22 protein-coding genes are annotated in these 22836 nt (G+C 69.6%); 13 read left to right on the top strand and 9 right to left on the bottom strand.

Going from position 1 to position 22836, the window contains the following annotated elements; translation table 11 throughout:
* Positions 1-12 precede the first annotated feature (12 nt).
* The 3 genes from LAO51_02915 to LAO51_02905 are packed head-to-tail and all read left to right on the top strand — an operon-like array spanning position 13 to position 2028.
* Positions 13-993: a KpsF/GutQ family sugar-phosphate isomerase gene (locus tag LAO51_02915; protein ID MBZ5637689.1), complete on the top strand. Its 981-nt coding sequence runs from the start codon at positions 13-15 to the stop codon at positions 991-993.
* 23 nt (positions 994-1016) lie between these two features.
* Positions 1017-1559 carry an HAD hydrolase family protein gene (locus LAO51_02910; GenBank protein ID MBZ5637688.1) on the top strand — a complete coding sequence of 181 codons (543 nt, stop codon included), beginning with the start codon at positions 1017-1019 and terminating at the stop codon, positions 1557-1559.
* Between the two features lie 7 nt (positions 1560-1566).
* Entirely contained in the window at positions 1567-2028 is a 462-nt protein-coding gene (locus LAO51_02905; protein ID MBZ5637687.1) for a LapA family protein, read from the top strand.
* A 37-nt stretch (positions 2029-2065) separates the two neighbouring features.
* Here LAO51_02905 and LAO51_02900 read toward each other — a convergent pair whose 3' ends face one another.
* On the bottom strand, positions 2066-4810 hold the full coding sequence (locus tag LAO51_02900) for a DUF4388 domain-containing protein (protein ID MBZ5637686.1): 2745 nt from the start codon (positions 4808-4810) through the stop codon (positions 2066-2068).
* A 239-nt stretch (positions 4811-5049) separates the two neighbouring features.
* The gene (locus tag LAO51_02895) at positions 5050-5238 is read right to left on the bottom strand and encodes a Trm112 family protein (GenBank protein ID MBZ5637685.1); all 189 of its coding nucleotides are present in this window, start codon (positions 5236-5238) and stop codon (positions 5050-5052) included.
* Between the two features lie 107 nt (positions 5239-5345).
* Between LAO51_02895 and LAO51_02890 the strand changes: the two genes are divergently transcribed.
* Together LAO51_02890 and LAO51_02885 are read left to right on the top strand one after the other, a co-directional pair.
* On the top strand, positions 5346-6470 hold the full coding sequence (locus LAO51_02890; protein ID MBZ5637684.1) for a hypothetical protein: 1125 nt from the start codon (positions 5346-5348) through the stop codon (positions 6468-6470).
* Positions 6467-7141 carry a hypothetical protein gene (locus LAO51_02885; protein MBZ5637683.1) on the top strand — a complete coding sequence of 225 codons (675 nt, stop codon included), beginning with the start codon at positions 6467-6469 and terminating at the stop codon, positions 7139-7141. The genes LAO51_02890 and LAO51_02885 overlap by 4 nt, the downstream gene beginning before the upstream one ends.
* Positions 7142-7163: 22 nt before the next feature.
* On the opposite strand, the gene LAO51_02880 is transcribed toward LAO51_02885, so the two are convergent.
* The 3 genes from LAO51_02880 to LAO51_02870 form a co-directional block, all read right to left on the bottom strand.
* The gene (locus tag LAO51_02880; protein MBZ5637682.1) at positions 7164-7865 is read right to left on the bottom strand and encodes a hypothetical protein; all 702 of its coding nucleotides are present in this window, start codon (positions 7863-7865) and stop codon (positions 7164-7166) included.
* A gap of 143 nt (positions 7866-8008) precedes the next feature.
* Positions 8009-8719, bottom strand: coding sequence for a twin-arginine translocase subunit TatC (tatC, locus tag LAO51_02875; GenBank protein MBZ5637681.1), 711 nt, complete (start codon positions 8717-8719; stop codon positions 8009-8011).
* A gap of 7 nt (positions 8720-8726) precedes the next feature.
* Positions 8727-9203: a twin-arginine translocase TatA/TatE family subunit gene (locus tag LAO51_02870; GenBank protein MBZ5637680.1), complete on the bottom strand. Its 477-nt coding sequence runs from the start codon at positions 9201-9203 to the stop codon at positions 8727-8729.
* Between the two features lie 183 nt (positions 9204-9386).
* On the opposite strand from LAO51_02870, the gene LAO51_02865 reads away from it, so the two are divergent.
* The 5 genes from LAO51_02865 to LAO51_02845 all read left to right on the top strand — a co-directional run bounded on the left by LAO51_02865 (position 9387) and on the right by LAO51_02845 (position 14717).
* Positions 9387-11009: a S41 family peptidase gene (locus tag LAO51_02865; GenBank protein MBZ5637679.1), complete on the top strand. Its 1623-nt coding sequence runs from the start codon at positions 9387-9389 to the stop codon at positions 11007-11009.
* 143 nt (positions 11010-11152) lie between these two features.
* Positions 11153-11440 carry a co-chaperone GroES gene (locus tag LAO51_02860; protein ID MBZ5637678.1) on the top strand — a complete coding sequence of 96 codons (288 nt, stop codon included), beginning with the start codon at positions 11153-11155 and terminating at the stop codon, positions 11438-11440.
* Between the two features lie 98 nt (positions 11441-11538).
* On the top strand, positions 11539-13176 hold the full coding sequence (groL, locus tag LAO51_02855; protein MBZ5637677.1) for a chaperonin GroEL: 1638 nt from the start codon (positions 11539-11541) through the stop codon (positions 13174-13176).
* 216 nt (positions 13177-13392) lie between these two features.
* A complete protein-coding gene (locus LAO51_02850) occupies positions 13393-13764 on the top strand; it encodes a PA2779 family protein (GenBank protein ID MBZ5637676.1) in 372 nt (123 codons plus the stop codon).
* Positions 13764-14717 carry a tetratricopeptide repeat protein gene (locus LAO51_02845; GenBank protein MBZ5637675.1) on the top strand — a complete coding sequence of 318 codons (954 nt, stop codon included), beginning with the start codon at positions 13764-13766 and terminating at the stop codon, positions 14715-14717. The genes LAO51_02850 and LAO51_02845 overlap by 1 nt, the downstream gene beginning before the upstream one ends.
* Here the strand turns inward: LAO51_02845 and LAO51_02840 are convergent.
* Positions 14689-16362: a SpoIIE family protein phosphatase gene (locus tag LAO51_02840; protein MBZ5637674.1), complete on the bottom strand. Its 1674-nt coding sequence runs from the start codon at positions 16360-16362 to the stop codon at positions 14689-14691. The two genes, LAO51_02845 and LAO51_02840, sit on opposite strands and share 29 nt — an antisense overlap.
* 83 nt (positions 16363-16445) lie before the next feature.
* Between LAO51_02840 and LAO51_02835 the strand changes: the two genes are divergently transcribed.
* Positions 16446-17201 (top strand): NRDE family protein, encoded by a 756-nt coding sequence (locus LAO51_02835; GenBank protein MBZ5637673.1) that lies wholly within the window; start codon positions 16446-16448, stop codon positions 17199-17201.
* Positions 17202-17210: 9 nt separating this feature from the next.
* Here LAO51_02835 and LAO51_02830 read toward each other — a convergent pair whose 3' ends face one another.
* Positions 17211-18737: a sodium:solute symporter family protein gene (locus tag LAO51_02830; GenBank protein MBZ5637672.1), complete on the bottom strand. Its 1527-nt coding sequence runs from the start codon at positions 18735-18737 to the stop codon at positions 17211-17213.
* Positions 18738-19109: 372 nt separating this feature from the next.
* On the opposite strand from LAO51_02830, the gene LAO51_02825 reads away from it, so the two are divergent.
* Both LAO51_02825 and LAO51_02820 read left to right on the top strand, forming a co-directional pair.
* Positions 19110-20792 carry a hypothetical protein gene (locus LAO51_02825; protein MBZ5637671.1) on the top strand — a complete coding sequence of 561 codons (1683 nt, stop codon included), beginning with the start codon at positions 19110-19112 and terminating at the stop codon, positions 20790-20792.
* Between the two features lie 159 nt (positions 20793-20951).
* Complete coding sequence (locus tag LAO51_02820; GenBank protein MBZ5637670.1) at positions 20952-21686, top strand: DUF4412 domain-containing protein; 735 nt, start codon at positions 20952-20954, stop codon at positions 21684-21686.
* Between the two features lie 14 nt (positions 21687-21700).
* Here the strand turns inward: LAO51_02820 and LAO51_02815 are convergent, their stop codons facing one another.
* Positions 21701-22231, bottom strand: coding sequence for a nitroreductase family protein (locus LAO51_02815; protein ID MBZ5637669.1), 531 nt, complete (start codon positions 22229-22231; stop codon positions 21701-21703).
* Positions 22232-22244: 13 nt separating this feature from the next.
* Positions 22245-22781 carry a dTDP-4-dehydrorhamnose 3,5-epimerase family protein gene (locus LAO51_02810; protein ID MBZ5637668.1) on the bottom strand — a complete coding sequence of 179 codons (537 nt, stop codon included), beginning with the start codon at positions 22779-22781 and terminating at the stop codon, positions 22245-22247.
* Positions 22782-22836: the final 55 nt, after the last annotated feature.

The following is a 22836-nucleotide window of genomic DNA, read 5'->3' as shown; positions in this document are numbered from 1 at the left end:
ACCTGGGCTATCATGCCGGGCCGTGGGGGTGCAGCCGTGGCGCGAGAGACCGCACGCCGGGTCCTGGAAGTCGAGGCCAAGGCCGTCGCCGATCTGGTCGGACGGCTTGACGAGAGTTTCGACGAGGCCGTGACCATGCTGGTCGCGTGCCGGGGACGGATCGTCGTCACCGGCATGGGCAAGTCGGGCATCATCGCCCAGAAGATCGCGGCGACCCTGGCGTCCACCGGCACTCCCGCCTATTTCATGCACCCCGCGGAAGCGATCCACGGCGACCTCGGAATGATCGTCGCCGGCGACCTGGTGCTCGCGCTGTCGAACTCCGGCGAGACCGAGGAGATCGTCCGGCTGCTGGAAGTCCTGAGGAGACTGGGCGCGTCCCTCGTGGCGTTGAGCGGCGACCCGCGGTCCACGCTCGCCCGCCACGCCGACGTCCACTTGGACGTGGGGGTCCATCGCGAGGCGGGAAGCCTCGAGATCGTCCCCACGGCTTCCACGACCGCCGCCCTGGCCATGGGAGACGCCTTGGCCGTGGCGTGCTACGAGCGCCGCGGGTTCTCCGCCAAGGACTTCGCGCGAATCCACCCGGGCGGCCGGCTCGGACGGGCCGTCCTGACCGCGGCGGAGCTGATGCACACCGGCGACGGGATCCCCGCGGTCCACGAGTCGTCGCCGATGCCTGACACGATCCGAATCATGTCGGAAAAGCAGCTCGGGATGACCTGCGTCGTCGATGGCGACGGCCGGCTGGTCGGCCTCGTGACCGACGGCGACTTGCGGCGGTTCATGCTCCGGTCCGAGCGCCCCCTCGAGTCCACCGCCGGCGACGCGATGACCCGCTCGCCGGTGACCCTCCCGCCCGACGGGCTGGCCACGGCCGCGCTCCGCATCATGGAAGAGCGAAAGATCACATCGCTCCCCGTCGTGGACGCCGCGCGGCGGGTGATCGGGGTGATCCACCTCCACGACCTCTGGAGAACCCAGCTCTTCTAGGACGGCGAGGAGGCCCGGACCCCATGAAGGACGTCCCCCGTGACATCTTCGATAGGGCGGCGAAGGTCCGTTTCGTCCTGCTCGACGTGGACGGCGTGATGACCGACGGCAAGTTGCTCCAGTTCTCTGACGGGACCGAGGGGCGCGCGTTTCACGTTCGGGACGGGTACGGGATCAAGATGGGCCAGCGGCTCGGACTGGAATTCGGCGTCCTTTCCGGCCGGGCTTCCGTGGTGGTCGAGGCGAGGGCGCGAGAGCTCGGCATCGCCGAGACTCACGTGGGCGTGCTGGAGAAGGAGGCCCGCTACGAGGAGATCGCGGGACGCCTCGGACTCCACGACGAGGGGGTATGCTACATGGGAGACGACCTCGTGGACGTGCCGGTGCTCCGGCGCGTGGGGTTGGGCGTCGCCCCGGCGGGCGCGTCCGAGGAGGCGACGGCTGCGGCGCGCTGGGTCACGGAGCGGGCCGGAGGAGACGGCGCCGTTCGCGAGGTGATCACCCTGATCCTCAAGGCGCAGGGGAAGTGGGAGGGGATCTCGGGGACGTATTTCAAGACGCGATGAGGCGGACATGCGGCTGCTCGTGATCCTGTTGACGATCCTGCTTTTCCTCAACCTCCTGGGCTTCGTGCTCACCAATCTCGAGACCAAGGTCGACGTGACCGTCTGGAAGAGCCGGCACGACGAGGTCCCGCTGTTCGCCGTCGTCGTCCTGTCGGTCCTCGCCGGGATCGTCTACGCCGGGGTGATCGCGGTCGCGGAGGGCGCGAACCTCCGGCTCGCCAACCACCGGCTGCGGCGGGAGATCCAGAAGCTCGAGACAGAGCTGAATTACCTGAGGACCCAACGTCTCACGTTCCCGCGCGTCGAGCCCGACGCGATTCGCGAAGCCCGCGAGCCCGGATCCACGACGGACCCGTCGGCCTCCGGCGAGCCGGGAGCGCCGCCTGCCAGCGCGCCGGTCTACGACGCCGAAGAGCTGTGGGATGACGATCGCGGCGACGACACCTACTCCGGCGGGCGGGCGGTTTAGCCCCCGGGCACGTCAGACGCCGACTTGAACCGTCGGCTCAGGGCGATGCGCGGAGTTCCGACAGCTGCTCGTGGAGCGCCTTGATACGCGTCTCGTCGATTTGCGGCCTGAGCATCTCCAACTCGCGATCGAGGAGCCTTTGGAGACGGGGCCAGGGCTCGTTGACGCGCCTCTCTCGCATCGCCTTCTTGAGCCCTTCGGGATCCCAGCTCCCGTCAGGCAGCAGCCGGCTTCCCGCGAACAGCTCGCCCTGACCTCCGTCGAGGCCTCCGCGACACGCGTGGATGAAGTTCACCGCCCCGGCGCCCACCTCGGACCGAATCGCGCGATAGAGCACCCGGTGGAGCTGGTTGAAACGGCCGATGGCGCGGTCGAGCTCCGCGAGCGGACCCGGGGAATCGTGCTCCGGCTCCGGCGTCTCGACAGGGGCGGCGGCCGGTGTCTCCGGTGCCGCCTCGGACTCCGCGCGACCGGACTCGGCGGTGAAGGCTTCGCACCGTGTCTCCGCTTCCTGGGGCGCCGGCTCCGCCGCCGCCGGCCCCTCCTCGGCGAGCGTCCCGATCGCTCGGGCGACGTCCTCGGGTGGAATCGCGCCGGTGCTCTCGGGATCCGGGAACTCCGGTGTCGATGTCTCCGAGATCGGTTCCTCTCTCCGCGGCGGAGTATCCTCGGCCGCCAGTTCGAACGAAGGTCCGGCATCTCCGGAGGTCGCGGGCTCGGGCTCCGAGGCCTCCGGCGCGGGCTCGCCGATCTCGAACTCCCTCCCGCCGGCCGCATCCTCCGTCACGGCGTCAGCGAATGGACCGTCCGCACCGGTTCCCGGCTCGGCCAGCTCGAACTCCTCCTCGTGGCGCGTCGCGGGCGCCAGCCCCAGGGCCGTTTCGACCTCGTCACGGGTCAAGGCCAGGGTGGCGTCCGCGGGCGAGTCGAGCGCAAAGGCTTCGGGAGCGGACGGCGCCGCGCCTTCCTGCGGCTCCGCGGGCTCGCTGCGCGGCCCGGCGGCGTCCCCGCAAGCCTCCGTCGTACGAACGGCGCAGGCGGCCTCCCCGGTCGCGGGGGGCTCGAGCTCCTCGTGCGGTGACGCGGCGAATGCTTCACCGGTGAGTCGCCACGTCTCCGAGACGACCTCCGGCGAGGTCTCCTCGGGCGGCGAGACCGGGATCGAGTTCGCCTCTACCGCGGCCGCCTCCACGCCGTTGCCGACCATGGGAGGTTCCTCGGGTGGACCGGCGGCGGCGGCGGGAGGCCCCGGGGAATCGGCGGACCGATCCGCGAGCGACTCCGTCGGAAGCACCTCCGACACGCCGGACGCCGGCTCGTCCCGAACCGCTCCGAGCAGGCGCAGAGCCCACAGGATCTGGCAGACCCGGAAGTCGCCGAGCGACACGCTTCGACAGATGTCGAGCAGCGTCTTCGGCGCGCCGAGGCAGGAGACGACCTCCCATTCGTCCGCGCCGACCTTCATGTGGTCCAGGACGTCGAGGTATCCTGGGGTCAAGGCGAGGCGCGAACCCGCGAAGCCGCCGCAGCCGGCCCGCACCCTCGACCAGGAGGTCACCCGCCGGATCCCCTCGGAAACCAGGTCCTCCAGGCTCGATTCAAGGACGATGTCCTCGATGGTGGGGAGTTCCCCGCGGACGAACTGGTACTCTCCCTCCTCCCATCGGAACGTGTCGCAGACGATCTCGCTGAGCTGCTCTCTCACCATCTCGCGCAGGTCCAGCTCGTCGAGCACGCCCATCTCGAGCAGGATGGTGCCCACCCTCTTGTTGCTGAGGAGCCGCCTCGCCGTCTCCTCTCGGTCACGAATCGAGATCACGCCGCGCCGCAGCAGGTGGGCGATGAGGCCGTCGTCGATGCTGTTGCTGGTGGCGAAGACACAACGTCCCTCCCGGAGATGGAACGTCCGTTCCAGCGGTCCGCGATTCGCGTGGAGCACACCGGTCTCGCCGGCGCGGCAGAGCTTGACCAGAACGTCGACGATGCCTTCGGGGCCGAGCCGGCCGTCCAGCGAGGATTCGGCCAAGGCCGACCCGTCCGAACCGTCGGCCTCGGTCACCGCGCCGAGCACCCGGAACGCCCACAGCGCTTGATGGATCTCGAAGTTCGAGGCGTAGATCTCGCGGCAGAGGGCCTCGATGGACGCACTCCCGCGCTGGAGCCGCTGCAGGAGGAGCCGCTCGCCGTCGGTGAGCAACAATCCTCCCACGATCTCCGCCGACCCGGGGGACAGCGCGAACCGCTGCCGCAGCCCGCCGACGCTCCGCCGGATCCGGGTGAACGAGCGGATCCGACGAATCCCCTGCATGAGGATCTCGCCGGTCTTCATTCCCAGGGTGACCACCTCGTCCAACGGCAGCGGCCCGTCGTCGAAGCGGTAGGCTCCCTCCTCCCAGGTGAACGGCTCGAGGACGATCTCGCGAACCTGCGCGATGACGCCGCGGACGAGGTCCTCCGGACGGAGGTGCCCCATCTCCACCAGCAGCGTCCCCAACCGCCTCCCGAGGTAGAGCTTGGAAATCGCGTCCTCGAGCTGCTCGAGATCGATGAGCCCTTCCCGGAGCAGCATCTCGCCGAGCCGGTCGTTGGGGTCGCTCGATGCGGCAAAGACGATGTGGCCGTCCTGAAAGAAGATCCGCTTGGCCAGACCGCGGCGGCTCAGGTGCAGAACCCCGGTCGCCTGTCTCCGGAACAGCAACCACATGAGGTCAGGGATGCTCATCCCCTCGAGGCGCCCGGCCACAAGGCCGGCGGAATCCTCCGGCAGGCTCGTCTCGTGCATGTCGTTCGCCCCGTCATCCAGCCGGCCGCGCCAGCGCGCCGGGTACTCGGCCGCCCTGGGTCTGTTCCCCGCCTTGGGCCGTCTCCCGACGGGAAGCCCCCCGCTTTAACTTAGTCCGGGTGGGAGCGGCGTCAAGTGCATGGTGCTCAAGGCCTTATCCGGCGCGCGAGCCATCGGGTCGCCGAGGCGAGCGACGACCGGATTTTCCGTGCCTTCCGGCTCCTCGTGCTGTCAGCGCATCATCGTCTCGTCGTGCGCCGGGTCGGTGGGCTGGCCTCCTCCACGAGCATGGCGGGAATGCCATCTCGAACGGGATAGACGCGCCCGCAGTCCGCACACTCCAGTCCGCTGTCCTCGCAACCCTCGCGGATAGGCCCGCGACAAGCCGGGCAGACCAGGATCGCCAGCAGCCTCGCGTCGATCGACATCCATCCTCCGCGCGGCGCGGCATCGCCGCTCTCCTGATTCTACCGCCGGGTCGCCGCTGCCCCGACGATGGGAAAGCGCGAGCGCCCGATGCGTCGGCTATACTCGCGTGGTGAAGCCCCTGCCCGAAACGCTGGCCCAGCGGTTCCTCGGACACGGCGAGGGGTTGACCGTTCTCGCGCTTCGCATGGGCGCACTCGGCGATGTCTTGCGGACGCTCCCGCCGGTGCGCCTCTTGAGGTTCGCCTTCCCCGACGCGAAGATCTACTGGGTCGTTGACGACCGGTGGGCCCCGATCCTGACCGACCACCCCGACCTGGACGGGTGCTTCGCGGTCCCTCGGCGCGAATGGTCTCGGCTCGCGCGCTCGCCCGCCCTCTGGGTCTCGCTCGTGCTCTCCGTCGCGCGCTTCGCCCGAGAGGTGCGGTCCGCGGCCCCCGACATCGTTCTCGATTTCCACGGGAACCTCAGAAGTGGAGTCCTGGGCCGGCTTTCGGGCGCGGCCGTCCGCCTGGGCTACTCGGGGCCCCAACAAAAAGAGGGGAATCGCCTCTTCACCACGCACCGCGTCGACGCCGGGCCGCAACGGATGCCGCGCATGGAGCGGAACCTGGCGCTGGTGCGGGCGCTCGGCGTCGCGGTGGAGCCACTGCCGGACGGCGGGATACCGTTCTCCGTGCCGTGCCTCAAGGCCGGACGCGACCTCGTGGCCGGCCGGATCGGTCGCGGTCGCCCCTACGCGGTGATCGTGCCCGGAGCGAGCGCGAAGCAGTCCTACAAGAAGCCGCCCGCCGGGTTGCTGGCCGCGGCCGCTCGCGAGATCCGCTCCCGTGGGGTCCATCCCCTGGTGTTGCATGGCCCGGGGGAGGAGAGCGATGCGATCCAGACGGTCCGGGCGTGCGCCGGCGCGGCGGCGCTCGCGCCACCCACGGACCTCCGCATGCTGGCGGCGGTGGTCCGGCGCGCGCGCCTCCTGGTGGCCGGCGATACCGGGCCGCTTCACCTCGCGTGCGCGGTCGGCTGCCCCGTCGTCGCGATCTACGGCCCGACCGATCCCGAGGTCAACGCGCCGTGGGGCGTACCGCATGCGGCGGTGTCCCCGCCCGGGCGCGTCTACACCGGCGTCAAGCGGACGGATCGAGAGGCGGGGGGGTTCGAGGGGGTGACCCCGGAGGCGGTGGCCGGCGCCGTCCGTGAGGTGCTGGATCGAGCCAGCCCGAGGCGGCTCGCGTGACGGGCCGGGTCAGGAGGGCTCTCGGGCTGACCGCGTTCGCGATCGCCATGGGAATCCTCGAGTCCGTCGTCGTGTTGTACCTTCGCGAACTGTACTACCCTGGCGGATTCCGTTTCCCCATCGTGCGGATGCCGGATCGGGTCGCCGTCGCGGAAGTCATCCGCGAGGCGGCGACGATCGTCATGCTCGCCTCGGTCGCCGCGCTGGCCCGGCGCCATCGCGCCGACGGCTTCTTCGTGTTCGGGTTCCTCTTCGGCGTGTGGGATCTCGTGTACTACGCGGGGCTTCGGATCTTTCTCAGTTGGCCCGACTCCTTCGGCGCCTGGGACATCCTCTTCCTGATTCCCGTCCCGTGGCTCGCCCCCGTGATCTACCCGGTCGTCGTATCGCTCTTGCTGATCGTGGGCTTTCTCGCCCACGAGACCGCGGAGGCGGCGGGACGGTCCATCTCCCCGTCTCGCATCGGCTGGGCGGTCGCGGTCGGCGGCGCTTCCGGAGTGGCCGCGTCGTTCTGCTGGAGGTTCAGGGACGTCCTCGACGGCCGGGTGCCTCAGGGATTCCCCGCGGCGCTCTTCTGGACGGCGCTCGCGACGGCGGCGTCGCCGTTCGTCCGGGGGACGCTCGACGCCCTCGCGGGCCGCCGGTCCCGGGAGGCGGCGGGACCGCGCTGAGCCGGTCGCCGGTCCGCCGTCCTCATTTCCGCCACCCGAGCCGATGGATCGCGAGCGAAGCGCGGGCGACGCGGTTTCCCGTCTCGAGGGCCCTCGCGAGCGTGCGGTCGCCGGCCGCGTACGCGTCGATCCACGTCGGCCCGCGGGGCGCCGGGAGGGGTCCCAAATCGCCGAAACTCTTGAGGTAGGAGCGCTCCATGCGGAGGAGCGCCGCGCGGCGCTTCCGAACCGGAAGCGGCGCGTCGAAGAGTCGCGCACGATCGAGATCAACGATCCACGCCTCGGGGTGCGCGCCGGCATCCGAGCTCAAGAGGAGGTTGGCGAGGTTGAGGTCGCGATGCTCCACCCCCGCGTCGTGCATGCGCCTCACCGCGCGGAGAAGCTCGGCGATCTCTTCCCGGGCGGGCGGGCGGGGACCCGATAACCGCGTCAGGAGATCCTCGGCGCCGGGGATCTCGTCCACCGCCATCCAGGCGCGGTCGAGACCGATCGGCCCGATCTCGATCAGCATCGCGGCGGGCGCCGCGGTCGGAACGCCCCGCCGCGCGGCCTCCATCGGCACGGAGAGGTTGCCGAGGAGGCGAGCGGTCCCGGGGAAACGGTCTCGCCAGATCCGGGCCAAAAGTCCCCCGCGGCGCATTCGCTTGACCACCAGGCGGACTCCTCCCGGGAGAACGAGCCTCCCGGACGCTCCGCGGCCGGAGCCGCCGGGCCGCTCGACCAACTCGCCCTCCCACGAAGCGGGTTGCCCTAGGCCGGCGTCAAGGGCGCGACCGAGGAGTTCCACGCGCGCCAGGAGAACGTGCCGCCCCTGCCCTCTCGCGAGGAAACCGGCCGGCGCGCGGACCGCCACGGGTGACATGCCGATCAGGTCTTCCGCGGCCGTGCCGTGAACCAAATGACCAGCACGCCCACGAGGTACAACGCCACCATCGGGAGCGCGAATACGCTCATGGTGAGCATGTCGCCGGTCGGGGTGATGACCGCGGAGATGACGAAGCAGACCACGATGGCCAGTCGGAGATGGCGGAGCAAGAACCGGGGCGTCACGAGACCGATGCGGCCCAGGAAGTACAGGACGATCGGAAGCTCGAAGACCAGTCCCATCCCGAGGAGCACCCAAGCTTCGAACTCGAATGCGGATTCGAGCGTGAGCGACGCCTTGAAGCCGGAGCCGAGCTGGATCAGCCATTTTGCCGCAATGGGGGTGGCGACGTAGTAGCCGAAGAGACCGCCGAGGACTAGGAACAGGGTGCCGAACGTGAGGAACGCGACGCCGGTCAGCCGCTCGTGCCGGTAAAGGCCAGGAGCGACGAATCCCCAGAGCTGGTGCAGGAGGTAGGGAGCGGCGACGAACAGAGCCGCTATCGCCGACGCCTTCATGTACACCATGAACGGCTCGGTCAGCCGGAGGAACACGATGTCCCCTCCGGCGAACAGGTGCCGCCTGATCGGCCGCAGTAGGAATTCGACGATCGTCGGGCTGAAGTACCAGCAGGCCGACAGGACGGCGACGTACACGATCGCGCAGCGGAAGAGCCGCTTCCTGAGCTCGTCCAGATGCTCGAGGAACGTCATCGTGCCGTCAGGGTTCTTCGCGCTTGGCGCCATCTTCGGGGAGGGCCGGGGCCGCGGCGGCTCCGGGAGGAGCGTTCGCCTCGCTCTCGTCGGAAAACGGGATCGGAGCGGCGGAGGGCCCCGCGGCGGCAGGAGCGACGCCGGCTGGGATACGGACCTCCTCTCGATTGAGGCGATCCGTGCCACCGTCGTACGGTTCGGCCGCGGGGCGCAAGGCCGACGCGAGCTCGGCGATGAGACCTCGGCCCCTCACGGAGTCCGCGGTGTCCGCCGCGGCGGACTTCAGCGCCCCGCCGGTCTCCTTCAGCTTCTCCATCTCGACCTCTCGCTCGAGCGTGCCCCGGAACTCCGCGGTCGCCTTCCGGAACTCGGCGACGGTCTTCCCCAGTGCGCGGCCGATCTCGGGCAGCTTCCGCGGGCCGAATAGGAGAAGGGCGAGAACGAAGATCAGGAGGATCTCAGGGCCGCCGATCGAACCGAACATGGCGGGTCCCTCCTCTCCCGACCCCCGCGCCCACACGACGTCGTAGCCTACTTCGCCGCCCCGGTGGTGTCAAGAAAGTCCCGTCCCTGCGATCCGCGCAATCGCCGAGAACCCCGTCTTTGCCCCGGCGCAGACCACAGCCTATAATCAAACCCTCCCGACAACCTCTTCCGAGGGGATACGATGAAGCGAACGACGGGTCGATCCGCACTGATGGTCCTTCTGGTCCTGGCCGCCTGCTGCACGCTGGGCGGCATCATCGGCGGTCGCGCGCGCGCCGAGGCGGACAAGTCCGACGCGCTACTGCAGTCGTTCGGCCGGGCCCTCGCGATCGTGGAGGAGAACTACGTCGGCAAGGTCGAATCGAAGGCCATGGTCGAGGACGCGGTGCAGGGGATGCTCCACACGTTGGACCCCCACAGCAATTACCTCGACAAGGATGCCTACAACGAGATGAAGGACGAGCAGCGCGGGAAGTTCTTCGGGCTCGGAATCCAGATCAACAAGCCGGGGCCGGACAAGCCGCTCACGATCATCGCACCGATCGACGGCACTCCCGCGAGCCGCGCGGGCCTACAAGCCGGCGACATCATCTCCAGGATCGAGGGGTCGGACACGATCAGCCTGTCCGTGCAGGAGGCGGTCCGGCGACTCAAGGGCGAAAAGGGAACCAAGGTCACGATCACCATCCAGCGGCCGCGCGAGGACGCTCCGTTCGACGTCACGCTGATCCGCGACGAGATCCCCACCCACAGCATCACGCTGGCCTACATGGTCCGACCGGGAACCGGCTTCATCCGTCTCGCCAACTTCACCTCCACGACCGCGACGGAGCTGGACGAGGCCGTGAAGCACCTTGAGGCCCAGGGAATGGCGCGGCTGATCCTGGACCTGAGGCGGAACCCTGGAGGCCTCCTCGAACAGGCCGTGCAGGTTGCGGAGCGGTTCATCCCCGCGGGGAAGATGATCGTGTACACGCGCGGGCGCGTCCCGGGATCGGACCAGGACTACCCGGCGGCGAAGGACGTGGACCGAATCGACGCGCCGCTCGTGGTCCTCGTGGACCATGCATCGGCTTCCGCCAGCGAGATCGTGTCCGGCGCGATCCAGGACCACGACCGGGGGCTCGTCGTCGGCGAGACCACGTTCGGGAAGGGACTCGTGCAGCGGGTGATCCCGCTCCACGGCGGCGGCGCCGTCGCGCTCACCACCGCGAAGTACTTCACCCCTTCGGGGCGCCTCATCCAGCGCGACTACTCGGACCTCGACGACTACTTCCTCGAGCCGGAGGAAGAGGCCGAGGCGCCGGCCGCCGAGGCGCAGCCGGCGCCCGACCGGCGGGAGACGAAGCACACCGACTCCGGACGGACCGTCTACGGCGGCGGGGGGATCACCCCCGACTACGTGGTGCGCGCCGAGCGGGCGCTCCCGGTCCTTTCGCGCCTCGTACGAGACAACCTGATCCTCGACTTCGCCGTCCGTTACGTCCCGGCGCACCCGGACCTCAAGCCGGAGGTTCCGGTGGATGCGGCGTTCCGTGACGAGGTCCGCCACTTCCTCGAATCGAAGTCGATTCCTTTCGATGCCGCCATGGAGACCGCCTGGCCGCAGGTCGAGCTCCAGCTGCGGGCTCAGATCGCGAAGGTCAAGTGGGGCGTCGAGGCCCAGAACCGGATCCTCTCCGACGCCGACCCGCAGGTCCGGAAGGCACTGACGCTCTTCGACGAGGCCTCACGGCTCGCCGCGGCGGGCGAGCGCAGCCGCGAGGTTAGGGAGCGTGCATCTTCCCCCGCTTCGTCGATCTGACCTCTCGGCTCCCGCCTGACTCCCCTCGGGCTTGACAGCCCCGCGGGGCTATCCTATAGTAACAGCACTCGTCGCTGACGAGTGCTAGTTTGTGAAGTCAAATCGTTTAAAATGAGTAACTTACGGAGAAGGAGGTCAAGGACATGAAGGTGAAACCCCTTTACGACCGGATCCTCGTCAAGCGCATCGAGGAGAAGGAGCAGAAGCGCGGGAACATCATCATCCCCGACACCGCCAAAGAGAAGCCGATGGAGGGGAAGGTGATCGCGGCGGGCAACGGGAAGCTCGACGACAACGGCAAGCGAGTCCCGCTCGAGGTCAAGGTGGGTGACCGCGTGCTCTTCGGCAAGTACGCGGGCACGGAAATCAAGATCGACGACGACGAGCACGTGATCCTGCGTGAGGACGAGGTCCTCGGGGTCATCGGGTAACTGGCCGGCGCGACCGGCGATGCGCCGGCCACGGGACGCCTCAGGGCGCAGGTGGCTCGGCCTTCACGCGAGACAATCACTCGGGAGGTGGAGAAGCGATGGCTGCCAAGAACATCACGTACGCTGAGGACGCGCGGCAGGCGATGCTGCGCGGCGTCAACAAGCTCGCGGACGCCGTGAAGATCACGCTGGGCCCGAAGGGCCGCAACGTCGTCCTCGACAAGAAGTTCGGATCGCCGCTGTCCACGAAGGACGGCGTATCCGTGGCCAAGGAGATCGAGCTCGAGGACGCCCGCGAGAACATGGGAGCCCAGCTCGTGCGCGAGGTCGCCAGCAAGACGTCGGACGTGGCCGGCGACGGCACCACCACCGCCACGGTCCTGGCTCAGGCGATCTTCCGGGAAGGCGTCAAGGCGGTGACCGCCGGCGGCAACCCCATGGACATCAAGCGAGGCATCGAGAAGGCCGTCGAGGCCGCGGTCGCCGACATCCGGAAGCTCTCCCGCCCGATCGCCGGCAAGGCGATCGCGCAGGTCGGGAGCATCTCGGCGAACGCCGACGAGTCCATCGGCGAGATCATCGCCGAGGCGATGGAGAAGGTGGGCAAGGACGGCGTGATCACCGTCGAGGAGGCCAAGGGGCTCGAGACCTCGCTCGAGGTCGTCGAGGGGATGCAGTTCGACCGCGGCTACCTCTCCCCCTACTTCATCACCGACCCGGAGCGGATGGAAGTCGTCCTCGAGGACGCGTACATCCTGATCCACGAGAAGAAGATCTCGTCCATGAAGGACCTTCTCCCGGTGCTCGAGCAGGTGGCGAAGCTCGGCAAGCCCCTCCTGATCATCGCCGAGGACGTCGAGGGCGAGGCCCTGGCGACCCTGGTGGTCAACAAGCTGCGCGGCACGCTCCACGCCGCCGCCGTCAAGGCGCCCGGCTTCGGCGACCGCCGCAAGGCGATGCTCGAGGACATCGGGATCCTGACGAACGGCAAGTGCATCACCGAGGATCTCGGAATTCGCCTCGAGAACGTGAAGCTCGAGGACCTGGGCCGCGCGAAGAAGATCGTCGTCGACAAGGAGAACACCACCCTCGTCGAGGGCGCAGGGAAGTCCAAGGCCATCGAGGGCCGCGTGAAGCAGATCCGGACCCAGGTCGAGGAGACCACGTCGGATTACGACCGCGAGAAGCTGCAGGAGCGTCTCGCGAAGCTGGTGGGCGGTGTCGCGGTGATCAAGGTCGGCGCGGCCACCGAGACCGAGATGAAGGAGAAGAAGGCCCGGGTCGAGGACGCCATGCACGCCACCAAGGCGGCCGTCGAGGAGGGCATCGTCCCCGGCGGCGGCGTCGCCCTGCTCCGCTGCATCCCCGTGCTCGAGGACCTGGCGAAGAAGGAGAAGAACGAGGACATGGCGATCGGAATCAAGATCGTCAAGCGCGCCGTGGAAGAGCCGATCCGCCAGATCGCGAACAACGCCGGGTACGAGGGCTCCGTCGTCGTCAACCAGGTCAAGGGGTTGGAGAAGGACAAGGGGTTCGACGCCCAGAACGACAAGTTCGTCAACATGATCGAGGCGGGCATCATCGACCCCACGAAGGTCGTCCGCTTCGCGCTCCAGAACGCCGGATCGATCGCGGCGCTCATGCTCACCACCGAAGCGGTGGTCAGCGAGATTCCCGAGAAGGAGAAGCCGGCGCCCGGAATGGGCGGCGGCGGCATGGGCGGCGGGGAGTTCTGATCCGGCCACCCCGGGAGGAACAGCCCTCCTCCCGTCGCATGACGGCGCCCGGTCCCGCGAGGGGCCGGGCGTTTTCCTTTCCGGGAGCTCGGTCGGAGCGCCCCGGATCGTCCGCGAGCCCGCGAGCGGCGTTGGTCTTACGCGGCGAACGGCCTAAGATGGATGGGCGCGGCGGCGGGACCGGCTCCCGGTAGGCCGCGACGGAGGGGCGACGCGATGACGAAACGTCTTGCGAGAACGACCCTGTTCGCCGTCCTCGCCGCGACCTTGCTCTCCCTCGCGGCTCCGTCTTCCGCCGCTCCGATCCCTTCGAAACCCGCGCCGGACGCCGCGCCCGCCGGGCGGGCGGCCGACGAGACGTCGGTACGCGCGTTCCTGGCGCGGAGGGACGTGGCCCGGGCTCTGGCCGGAACGGGGCTCACGGCGCCGGAGGTCGAGCAGCGCCTCGCCCGGCTTTCCGACGACGACCTTCGCTCCCTCGCCGCGAACCTCGACCAGGTCCAAGCGGCGGGAACCGAAGTCCCCCGGTACATCTGGCTGCTGCTCGCGGTGTTCCTCGGCGTCCTGATCCTGGCCGCGATCTTCTGATGATCCGCCCGGCCCGGGCGGCGGCGATGCTCCTCCCGGCGGCGGCCCTCGCCGGCTGCGCGACGATGACGCCGCGGCCCCGTCCTCCGAGTCCAGGGGCCCGGATCGTCCAGGGGGTCCCGAATCGAGTGTTCGGGACCGACCGCTGCGGGGCCGGCGCCCTCTCCGCCGTCCTGAACGCCCTCGGCGACCCGGTCAACCTTGAGACGCTCGACGCCGAACTCCCGAAGGCCCCCGGCGGGGGCGTTCTCTCCGTGGACCTCCTCCTCGCGGCGCGCGCCCACGGGTTCGAGGCGCGGCTGATCGAGGGGAGCGCGGCGAAGGTCCGAGAGTCCTTGGAGGCGGGCCGTCCTGCGATCCTCATGCTCCGATTGCTCGACGCGCCCGGCACGAGGCACGACGTCCACCACTTCGTGGTCGCCGACGGCGTGGACGCCGATCGCGGCCTCTTTCGAGTGCACTTCGGCGACGCCTCGCCTCGCTGGATCCCGCTGGACCGGATCGAGCGCGGGTGGGCCGCGGACGGACACGCCCTGCTCCTCGTGGGGCCCGGGCGCCCCTCCGCCGAGGATCGGCTCGCGCGGGCGGTGGAACTCGAGGCCTACGGCAGCATCGACGATGCGATCTCCGCCTACCGCTCTCTCGTGACGGAGCGGCCGAGCTGGGGGCTGGCGTGGACCGACCTCGGGAACGCCGAGGCCCGCTCGGGACAGTTCCGGGAGGCGGAGGAGGCGTACCGCCGCGCGATCGCCATCGAGCCCGAGGACCGCGACGCGCTGAACAACCTCGCCTGGCTGCTCCTCCAGGACGGCTCGCGGTTGGACGAGGCGGAATCGCTCGCCCGCCGGGCCCTCGCGGCGGGTGGAGCGAACGAGGATCGGGTTCGCGACACGCTGGACCGCATCCTCCGGAGGAAAGGGGAGATCAGCAGCGGCGAATCGCGACGACCGTGATGTCGTCGGTCGGGGGCGCGCCGGCGGTCCATTCGGCGAGCGTCTTGCCGATGAGGTCCAGGACGGCCTCGGCGGAGATCCCTCGGGCCCCCGCCAGCAGGCGCGCGAGCCGCTCCTCGCCGAATTCCTCGTCGGCGGGGCTGGACGCTTCGGTCACGCCGTCGCTGAACAGCGTGAGGAGGTCCCCCGGCTCCATCCGGCATCGCTTTTCCTCGTAGCCGAGGTCCGGGAACATCCCCAGGACCGTCCCCCCCCCGCGGAGCTGCTCCACCTGCCCCTCCGCCCGGGCGAGGAGCGGCGGGTTGTGCCCAGCGTTGCAGTAGGCCATCTCGCCGGTCCTCGGGTCGAGGACGCAGAGGAACATCGTGACGAAGCGGTTGCCGGGGCAGCTCTTCGACATCATCCGGTCGAGGCGGGACATAAGACGAGGCAGGTCGTCGGGCTCCTCCAGGAGCACCTGCACCCGCGCCTGAAGGCTGGCCATAAGCAGCGACGCCGGCAGCCCTTTCCCCGATACGTCCGCCAGAACCACGGCGACCCGGCCGTCGGTGAGCGGGAAGAAGTCGTAGTAGTCGCCGCCGACCGTCCGGCACGACGTGTTGAACCCCGCGAGGTCGGCCCCCTCGACCGCGGGGGCGTCGTTGGGAAGGAGGCGCCGCTGGATCTCCGCAGCCTGCTCGAGCTCCAAGGCGTGGCGGTGCTCGTCCAGCTCCACGAGCGCCAGGCGCTCCTGCTCGATCCGGATCGCGGCGACGTTCGCGAGCACGGTGAGGAGGTCGAGGTCCCTGGGCGCGAGGTCGGCGGCGAGAGCCGGGAAATCGACGTAGATCAGCCCGATCACCCGGTCGCCGGTCTGGAGCGGAACCGCCATCAGCGTTCGCACGTTCTGCTCGCTGATGCTCACCCTGTTCCGGAGCGCCTCGTCGAGGCTCGTGTCCCGGACGAGGAGGGACTGCCTCGAATGGAGCACGCGATCGCGGACCGCCGTGCTGATCCTGAATCCCTCCCCTCGCGCCGCCCGCGCCAGGAGCCCCTCTTTCTCAAGGGTCAGGAGCACGCCTCGATCGGCTTTCACGGTCTCGACCGAGAGGTCGAGGATCAGGTGGAACAGCTCCGGGAGGGGCCGACGGATCGCCAGCTCTCGTCCGGCGCGGATCAGCGCGGTCACCGCGGCGTCGTCGAACGGGGTTTTCGGTCCCGTGGTCCGGACCGCGGCCTGGAGCTTCCCCGATTGGGTCGGAGTGCTCTCCCCGGACAGCGCGCCCTCGAGGTTCGAGATGATGGTCGCGTTGGGAGGGAGATCCGCCTCCGACCCGGCGAAGAACGTCACGTCGCCCGCCGCCGCACCCAGCGGGTCCTCGAACGCCAGGGTGAGATGGCCCGCAGCGATGCGGTCGCCCGGCGTCAGTCGATGCGACTCCGAGAGCCGCTCTCCGTTGACGAACGTCCCGTTCTTGCTCCCCAAGTCGCGGACCGTCCAGTCGTCGCCGGTCCGTTCCAGCAACAGGTGACGGCGGGACAGGCTCGTGTCGTCGGGGAAGTGAAGCTCGTTCTCGTGGGCGCGGCCGAGGGCCAGCTTGTCGCCGTCGAGCGGCACCGTCTGTCGTCCGCCGTCGGCGGTTCGGATCTGGAGCGTTCTCTTCATCGCGTCGACCCCCTCGAAACCGCGAGCCCCGGATGCCGCTAGAATAGCATCGGTCGGCCCGCGGGCCCTCCGGGGAAAGCGCGATGTGCACCGTCGTGTTCCTGCCGTCCGGCGACGGAGGCTACGTCCTGGGCCACAACCGGGACGAGAGCGCCCGGCGCTCGCGCGGGCTCCCGCCTCGCCGACGGCGTCGCCGGGACGCGGCGTTCCTCGCGCCCTTCGACCCGGACGGCGGAGGGTCTTGGATCGGCGTGAACGATGCCGGATTGACCGTCTGCCTCCTGAACGCGGAGGAGCGGGACCCGGCCCGGCTGCCCGCCTCGCCCACCAGCCGCGGCCGCATCGTCTGGAGCGTGCTCGACGCCCGCTCGGTGGACGACCTCGAGGCCCGGCTCGCGCCCCGCACCGCGGATCTCCGCGAGGTCCGCGCCTTCCACCTGGTGGCCGTCCAGCCCGGAACGAGAGGCCGCCGGGCCCGGGCCTCTCGACTCCGATGGAACGGCCTCTCCGCCTACTGGGACGACGAGGATCGGCCCGCCTTGTTCGTCTCGTCGGGGTACGACCAGGGCGCAGCGGAGCGCGCGCGGCGGCGTTCCTGGCAGCGGCTCCTCGCGGCGCCGGCCGGGCCCGGCGCGGTGGACCTCGCGCGGTGGCTCACTTCGCACGAACCGGAGCGCGGCCCGCTCTCGGTCTGCATGCACCGCCCCGAGGCCCGAACGGTGAGCCGTACGCTCGTCGAGGTCGCCGGCGACTCCGCCGCGATGCGCTACCTCGACGGCTCGCCCTGCGAGCCCGCCGCGCCTGAGGTGCGGCGGACTCTTCGGCTCCGCCCGCGTTAACTCCTCGGCTCAGCGCACGGCCTTTCCGAAGAAAGGCTCCAGCTCCTCCTGCTTGGGCGGCGGGGAGAGGTACGAGCCGATCACGAGCCCCGCCATCGAGAGCGCGAAGGAGAAGAAGATCCCGGGAACCCCCCAGGGGGCCTTCCCGAAGACTCCCGTCGCGGCGGCGTTCGGCGCGCCGAGCATCGCTCGCGGCCACGCGTAGGGGAACACCACCTCGAAGAACAGGGTGGCCAGCGTGCCCAGCACGATGGACAGCAGCCCTCCCACGCGCGTCGCGCGCCGCCAGGTCAGCGCCGCGAGCAGGGCGGGGGTGATGGCGACGCCGTAGATCGTGTAGGCGAAGTAGCTGTACTGGAGCACGGAGATGTTCGACTTCAGGATCGTGGGGACGAAGATCATCAGGAACGCCAGGAAGCCGATGGCCACCACGACGATCTTCTGGAGCGCCACCATCCTGCGCGGGTCGGCGTCCGGCCTCAGGAATCGCTGGTAGACGTCCCGCATGACGTTCGTGCTGGGGGACAGGAGGTAGTTCATGCCCGTCGAGATCACCACCGCGCACGCGGCCCCCAGGAGGAGCACCCCGACGGGAAGGGGGACCATCCTGCGCGCGGCCTGGAGCACCATCGCCCTCGCGTCCCACGAGAGCGCGTGCTCCGCGTTGTAGCTCGACGCGTAGACGGCGATCACGATCACCACGACCTCGACCACGATCGTCCCGACGATCCACACCCCCACCGCCGCGCGCGCCTCGACCGCGCTCCTCGCCGCGTAGAACTTCTGGTACATGGACTGGATGCCCATGAGGAGGAGGAGCGTCGAGAACGCGTAACCGAGGGCGGTGAGCGCCGGGAAGTGCCCGAAGTCCGCCGAGAACGTCGCGAAGTGCGTCGCGGGAAGGACCTCTGCCGCGTGGGACCACCCCCCCGCGGCCAGGACCACGAACGGGACCGAGACGAGGCACGCCAGGACGATCACGATCCCGTTGGGGAGGTCGGTGTACGCGACCGCCACCATCCCGCCGAGGGCGGTGAACAGGATCACGAACGCCGCCGCCGCCAACTGCCCCCACTCCACGGAGATCCGGCCGTCGCTCAACACGTTCAGGATGTACCCTCCGGCGCGGAACTGGTACGCGACGATGGTCGTGAACGAGATCACGATGGCGACGGCGCCGAACAGCCGGGCGAACCTGCCGTAGCGCACCTCCAGGATGTCGCCGACGGTGTACTGGCCGAAGGTGCGGATCTTCGCGGCGAGGAAGTAGATGACGAGGATGCCGATCCACGCCCCGGCGGGCATCCACACCGCGGACCACCCCGCGTAGTAAGCGTACTCCGCGCCGGCGATGAACGTTCCCGAGCCGATCCAGGTGCAGATCAGCGTGAAGACGATGACCCAGAGGCTCAAGGTACGCCCCGCGACCATCATGTCGTCCTGGGTCCTGACCTTCCTGGCCCGGAGGACGTTGAGCGTCGTCAGGACCCCGAAATAGATCAGGATCGTCGCCGCGAAGACGTACGTTCTGTCCATCGGGTCGCCTCCCTCGATGCGCCCCGCACGGGGTGGACCTTCCCGTCGGGCGGTGGCGAAGCATACCCGATTCGGGCGACGGCGGCGCTTGTCGTGCTTCTCGGCCTCCTCGGGATCGCGGTGACGACCCGCCTCCGGCGCCGACGCGCGTCGTTTTCCGGATTCTGCCGCCCTCCGCCCGCCGATTGCGATCCGGTGATCTCCGAGGTACGAATCGTGCTGTAATCCTCCCGTCGGCGGAGCACCCGCTGATGAAATCGGCGCCGCCGGAGAATGCACGTGGGCCCCGATCCCGGTCGATGGATGACGGAATCCGGGACGGCGACAACGCGATCGCAATACCCGCAGGAACCCTGCGCCAGGAGGAACGCCATGAAGGACGAGAAACGACCCCTACCCCCGGGCCGCCGCGTCGCCGTCCGCCTCGCGGTGCGCGCGCTACCGGCCTTGCTGTGCCTCGCACCGTTCCTGGCGACCGCGGGCCGCGCCGCCTTCCCCGGAACCAACGGCCGGATCGCGGCGGAGACCCTCCGCGACGGCGACTGGGAGATCGTGACGATGGCGCCCGAGGGGAGCGGCGTCACGCTGCTCACGCACAACACCGTGACGGATCGGCAGCCCGCCTGGTCTCCCGACGGATCGAAGATCGCCTTCACCTCGAATCGATCCGGGGCGTTCGAGATCTGGGTGATGGATTCCGGCGGATCGAACGTGCGGCGGCTCCTCGCCAGCCCGAGCCGCGACAACTTCCCGGCCTGGTCGCCGGACGGCCTCGAGATCGCGTTCGCTCGTAACGATCCCGTCAGCGGATATGACGATATCTGGGTCGCGAACGCCGCGACCGGAACCGGCCTCCGCCGCCTGACCGCGACCGACGACGCCAATGAGACCCAGCCGGCGTTTTCCCCCGACGGTTCGAAGATCGCTTTCGTAACCGACCGCGACGGCGATTCCGAAATTTACGTCATGGGCTCCGACGGCTCCGATCCGTCGAATCTCACCTCGAGCTCGTTCTCCACCGACACCTCTCCCGACTGGTCCCCCGACGGCGCTTCGATCGCCTTCGACAGCGACCGAGAGGACGGCTCGACGCGCATCTTCGTCATGGCCGCCGACGGCTCCGTCCAGGAGGCGGTGGCCGGATCGGAGCCGGACGACCGCCAGCCGGGGTGGTCGCCGGACGGACGCGAGCTCGCGTTCGCGGGGTTCCGCGGCGGGAGCATGGCGGTCTACCGCATCGCCCTCGGCGACCCGGACAGCCGGATGGAGGTGAGCGATTCGGCGTCCTTCGGGTTCGACGAGGAGCGCCCCGACTGGCAACCGGTGGTCGAGACTCACGACGACCGACCGCCCGTGGCCGACGCCGGGCCCGACGCCGCCGCCGAGTGCGCGTCGGCGCAGGGCGCCGCCGTGACCCTCGACGGCTCCCGATCCTCCGACCCCGACTCCACGGCGGGGACAGACGACGACATCGTATCGTTCGAGTGGTTCCTCGACTTCGGGGCGCCCGCACAGGCGCTGATCGGCGAAGGTGAGATCGTGCAGACCACCCTCGCACTGGGCACGCACGTCGTCACGCTGCGGGTCACGGACAAGGCGGGAGCGACGGCCACCGACGAGGCCGTCTGGACCGTCCGTGACACCGTGCCTCCCAGGATCCTGGTGGTCGTGGATCCCTCGGTGCTCTGGCCGCCGGACCACGGAATGGTCCCCGTGCACTCCAAGATCGCGGTCTCCGATGCCTGCGGCACGCCGTCGCTGGCGCTCGCCTCGGTCACGAGCAGCGAGCCCGACGACGCCCGCGGCGAGGGGGACGGTCACACCGTCAACGACATCCAGGGAGCGGACATCGGCGGTCCCGACCTCGACGTGCTGCTCCGGGCGGAGCGGGCGGGCAGCGGGGCGGGCCGGGTCTACACGATCGTTTACACGGCGACGGACGGCGCGGGAAACGCGGCGAGCGCCCGCGCCCTCGTCCTCGTTCCGCACGATGCCAGCGGCCGAGGACTGCCGGGGAGCCAGGAACGGAAGCCGCCCCGCAGGCCCCGCTCGTAGAGCGCTGCCGGACGGAACCGGATAGGACCCGCGGGGTCAACGCCGCCGTCGCGCCGCGGTCGCGTTGACCCCGCCGCGCCCGCGCGCTAGCCTCGGAGGGGTCGCGCTCGGCGTCGACGGAGCACCCCGTTCGGTCGCCCGGGCTCGAGGGGAGCTTCCATGAGGCCGTTCCGCGCTCTGGTCCTCGGGGCCGTCCTTGCCGCGTCGCTCACGGTGGCCGCCGCGGACACCCTGTTCACCATCTCGGCGTCCACGAGCGGCGTCGGCTCCGAAAAGCAGGAGTCGAAGGAGACGGTCTGGATGGGCCCTGGCAAGCTCCGCCACGACGGCGACGAAGCCACGCAGATCATCCTCGCCGTGGAGAAGAAAGCGCTCTTCATCGATCATCAGGAGAAGACCTACAGCGTGGTCCCCCTTCCGGTGGACCTCGCCAAGCGGGTGCCGGCGGACCAACGCCCGATGCTGGACCAGCTGATCGCCGGTATGAAGATGGACGTCAAGGTGACGCCCACCGACGAGCGGAAGAAGATCCGGGGCTGGAACGTCCGAAAGTACGCGGTGGCCCTGTCGACCGCGACGGGCATGAAGCTGAACGTCACGGTCTGGACGACCACGGACCTCAAGGTCGACGCCGCCGCGTTCAAGGCCTTGAGCCGGGACGTCAGCTCGATGTTCCCCGGCGCGGCCCAAATGGCCGCCGAGATGGACAAGATCGAGGGAATCTCGGTACTCACCGAGACGTCCATGGCCGGGTCGGCCTTCAAGCGGAGCCAGGAGCTGCTATCGGTCGAGGAGAAGGCCCCTCCGACCGGGACCTACGATCCGCCCGCCGGCTACCGCGAGGCCCCATTCGACCCGCTCGCGAGGATGCGGCAGGAGCAGCAGCACCCTTAACGGGGAACCGCCGCTCACCAGTGGTCGGAGGAGAACACCTCGCTCCGGGGCTTCCTGTCGCCGGGCTTCACCGCCTGGAGCAGGGATGGGTGCCGCGGGTAGCCCAGCGGGGTCAGCGCCACGATCTTCGCCTCCTCGGGTACGCCGAGCAAGCGCCTCAGCGCGCCCTCGTCGTACGAGCCGATCCAGCAGGTCCCGAGTCCCTCCGCGACCGCGGCGAGCGTGAGATGGTCGATCGCGACGGCGACGTCCACGTCGGCGCTGTTCCAACGCTCGCCCATGCGCTTGTAGGCCGTCTCCGGCAGAGCGCAACCCACGACGACCACCGGGGCCTCCGCCACGAACAACTGCTCGTGGCAGGCCGCCGCGACCTCCGCCCGGAGCTTGGGCTCCGTCACGAGGACGAACCGCCAAGGCTGGTAATTGCAGGCCGAGGGGGCGAGCCTGAGCGCCTCGGTCACGCGCTCCAGGACGTCCGCCGGGATCGGGTCGCTGCGGTACTCCCGAACGCTTCGTCGGCGCCGGATCGCTTCCATCACGTCCATGCCAGAGCCCTCCCTAGTCCCGTGCCGACTCCCACAGGCCTGCCCCGAAGTGGTCCCAGGGGAGCCGCCCCTCGTCGGTCGCTCCCGGCTCGGCGGAGAAATGCACGTCCGTGAAGTAGAGGATCCGCGCCGTCGCGCCGCCGATGTTGCGGCAGCCGTGGGCCACGCCGGGCGGAATCCTGACCAGCCTGGAGTCGCCGTCGCCGAGCGTCAGCCGGAGGCGGCTCCCCTCGGTGGGCGATCCCTCCCGGACGTCGACGAGCACGAGCAGGACACGGTCCGAAGGAGGAACGAACCAGACGTCGGTCTGCCGTCGGTGAACGTGGAAAGCCTTGATTCCACCCGGCTCGAGCGTGCTGTAATTGACCTGAGCCGCCACGAAACCTTCGAGCCCCCCCACCCGCCCGCCCTCGAGCCGGGCCAGCTCGGTCATCGAGCCCGCCTCGTCGTGAAAGCGCCTGAGATCGACGAGCACCACCCCACCGATCCCCGACGGCCTCGAGTAGTCCTGTACCCGGTAGCGCGCCTCCGCCTCGGAGCTGAGCTTCATCTCGACGTCCCTCCCGGCCCCAGATTCTATGCGCAATCGGGGACGAGGGTCAGCA

This window comes from Terriglobia bacterium (assembly GCA_020073205.1).
Classification (GTDB): Bacteria; Acidobacteriota; Polarisedimenticolia; order Polarisedimenticolales; family JAIQFR01; genus JAIQFR01.
This window is presented reverse-complemented; position numbering and strand designations above follow the sequence as displayed.

Coding starts and splice junctions, on each gene's coding strand:
- LAO51_02895 (MBZ5637685.1), bottom strand. CDS start 5,238: ATGTCGATCGACGCGAGGCTGCTGGCGATCCTGGTCTGCCCGGCTTGT.
- LAO51_02815 (MBZ5637669.1), bottom strand. CDS start 22,231: ATGGACGTGATGGAAGCGATCCGGCGCCGACGAAGCGTTCGGGAGTAC.
- LAO51_02915 (MBZ5637689.1), top strand. CDS start 13: ATGCCGGGCCGTGGGGGTGCAGCCGTGGCGCGAGAGACCGCACGCCGG.
- LAO51_02865 (MBZ5637679.1), top strand. CDS start 9,387: ATGAAGCGAACGACGGGTCGATCCGCACTGATGGTCCTTCTGGTCCTG.
- LAO51_02830 (MBZ5637672.1), bottom strand. CDS start 18,737: ATGGACAGAACGTACGTCTTCGCGGCGACGATCCTGATCTATTTCGGG.
- LAO51_02900 (MBZ5637686.1), bottom strand. CDS start 4,810: ATGCACGAGACGAGCCTGCCGGAGGATTCCGCCGGCCTTGTGGCCGGG.
- LAO51_02840 (MBZ5637674.1), bottom strand. CDS start 16,362: ATGAAGAGAACGCTCCAGATCCGAACCGCCGACGGCGGACGACAGACG.
- LAO51_02845 (MBZ5637675.1), top strand. CDS start 13,764: ATGATCCGCCCGGCCCGGGCGGCGGCGATGCTCCTCCCGGCGGCGGCC.
- LAO51_02850 (MBZ5637676.1), top strand. CDS start 13,393: ATGACGAAACGTCTTGCGAGAACGACCCTGTTCGCCGTCCTCGCCGCG.
- LAO51_02860 (MBZ5637678.1), top strand. CDS start 11,153: ATGAAGGTGAAACCCCTTTACGACCGGATCCTCGTCAAGCGCATCGAG.
- LAO51_02825 (MBZ5637671.1), top strand. CDS start 19,110: ATGAAGGACGAGAAACGACCCCTACCCCCGGGCCGCCGCGTCGCCGTC.
- LAO51_02870 (MBZ5637680.1), bottom strand. CDS start 9,203: ATGTTCGGTTCGATCGGCGGCCCTGAGATCCTCCTGATCTTCGTTCTC.
- LAO51_02905 (MBZ5637687.1), top strand. CDS start 1,567: ATGCGGCTGCTCGTGATCCTGTTGACGATCCTGCTTTTCCTCAACCTC.
- LAO51_02910 (MBZ5637688.1), top strand. CDS start 1,017: ATGAAGGACGTCCCCCGTGACATCTTCGATAGGGCGGCGAAGGTCCGT.
- tatC (MBZ5637681.1), bottom strand. CDS start 8,719: ATGACGTTCCTCGAGCATCTGGACGAGCTCAGGAAGCGGCTCTTCCGC.
- groL (MBZ5637677.1), top strand. CDS start 11,539: ATGGCTGCCAAGAACATCACGTACGCTGAGGACGCGCGGCAGGCGATG.
- LAO51_02820 (MBZ5637670.1), top strand. CDS start 20,952: ATGAGGCCGTTCCGCGCTCTGGTCCTCGGGGCCGTCCTTGCCGCGTCG.
- LAO51_02835 (MBZ5637673.1), top strand. CDS start 16,446: ATGTGCACCGTCGTGTTCCTGCCGTCCGGCGACGGAGGCTACGTCCTG.
- LAO51_02810 (MBZ5637668.1), bottom strand. CDS start 22,781: ATGAAGCTCAGCTCCGAGGCGGAGGCGCGCTACCGGGTACAGGACTAC.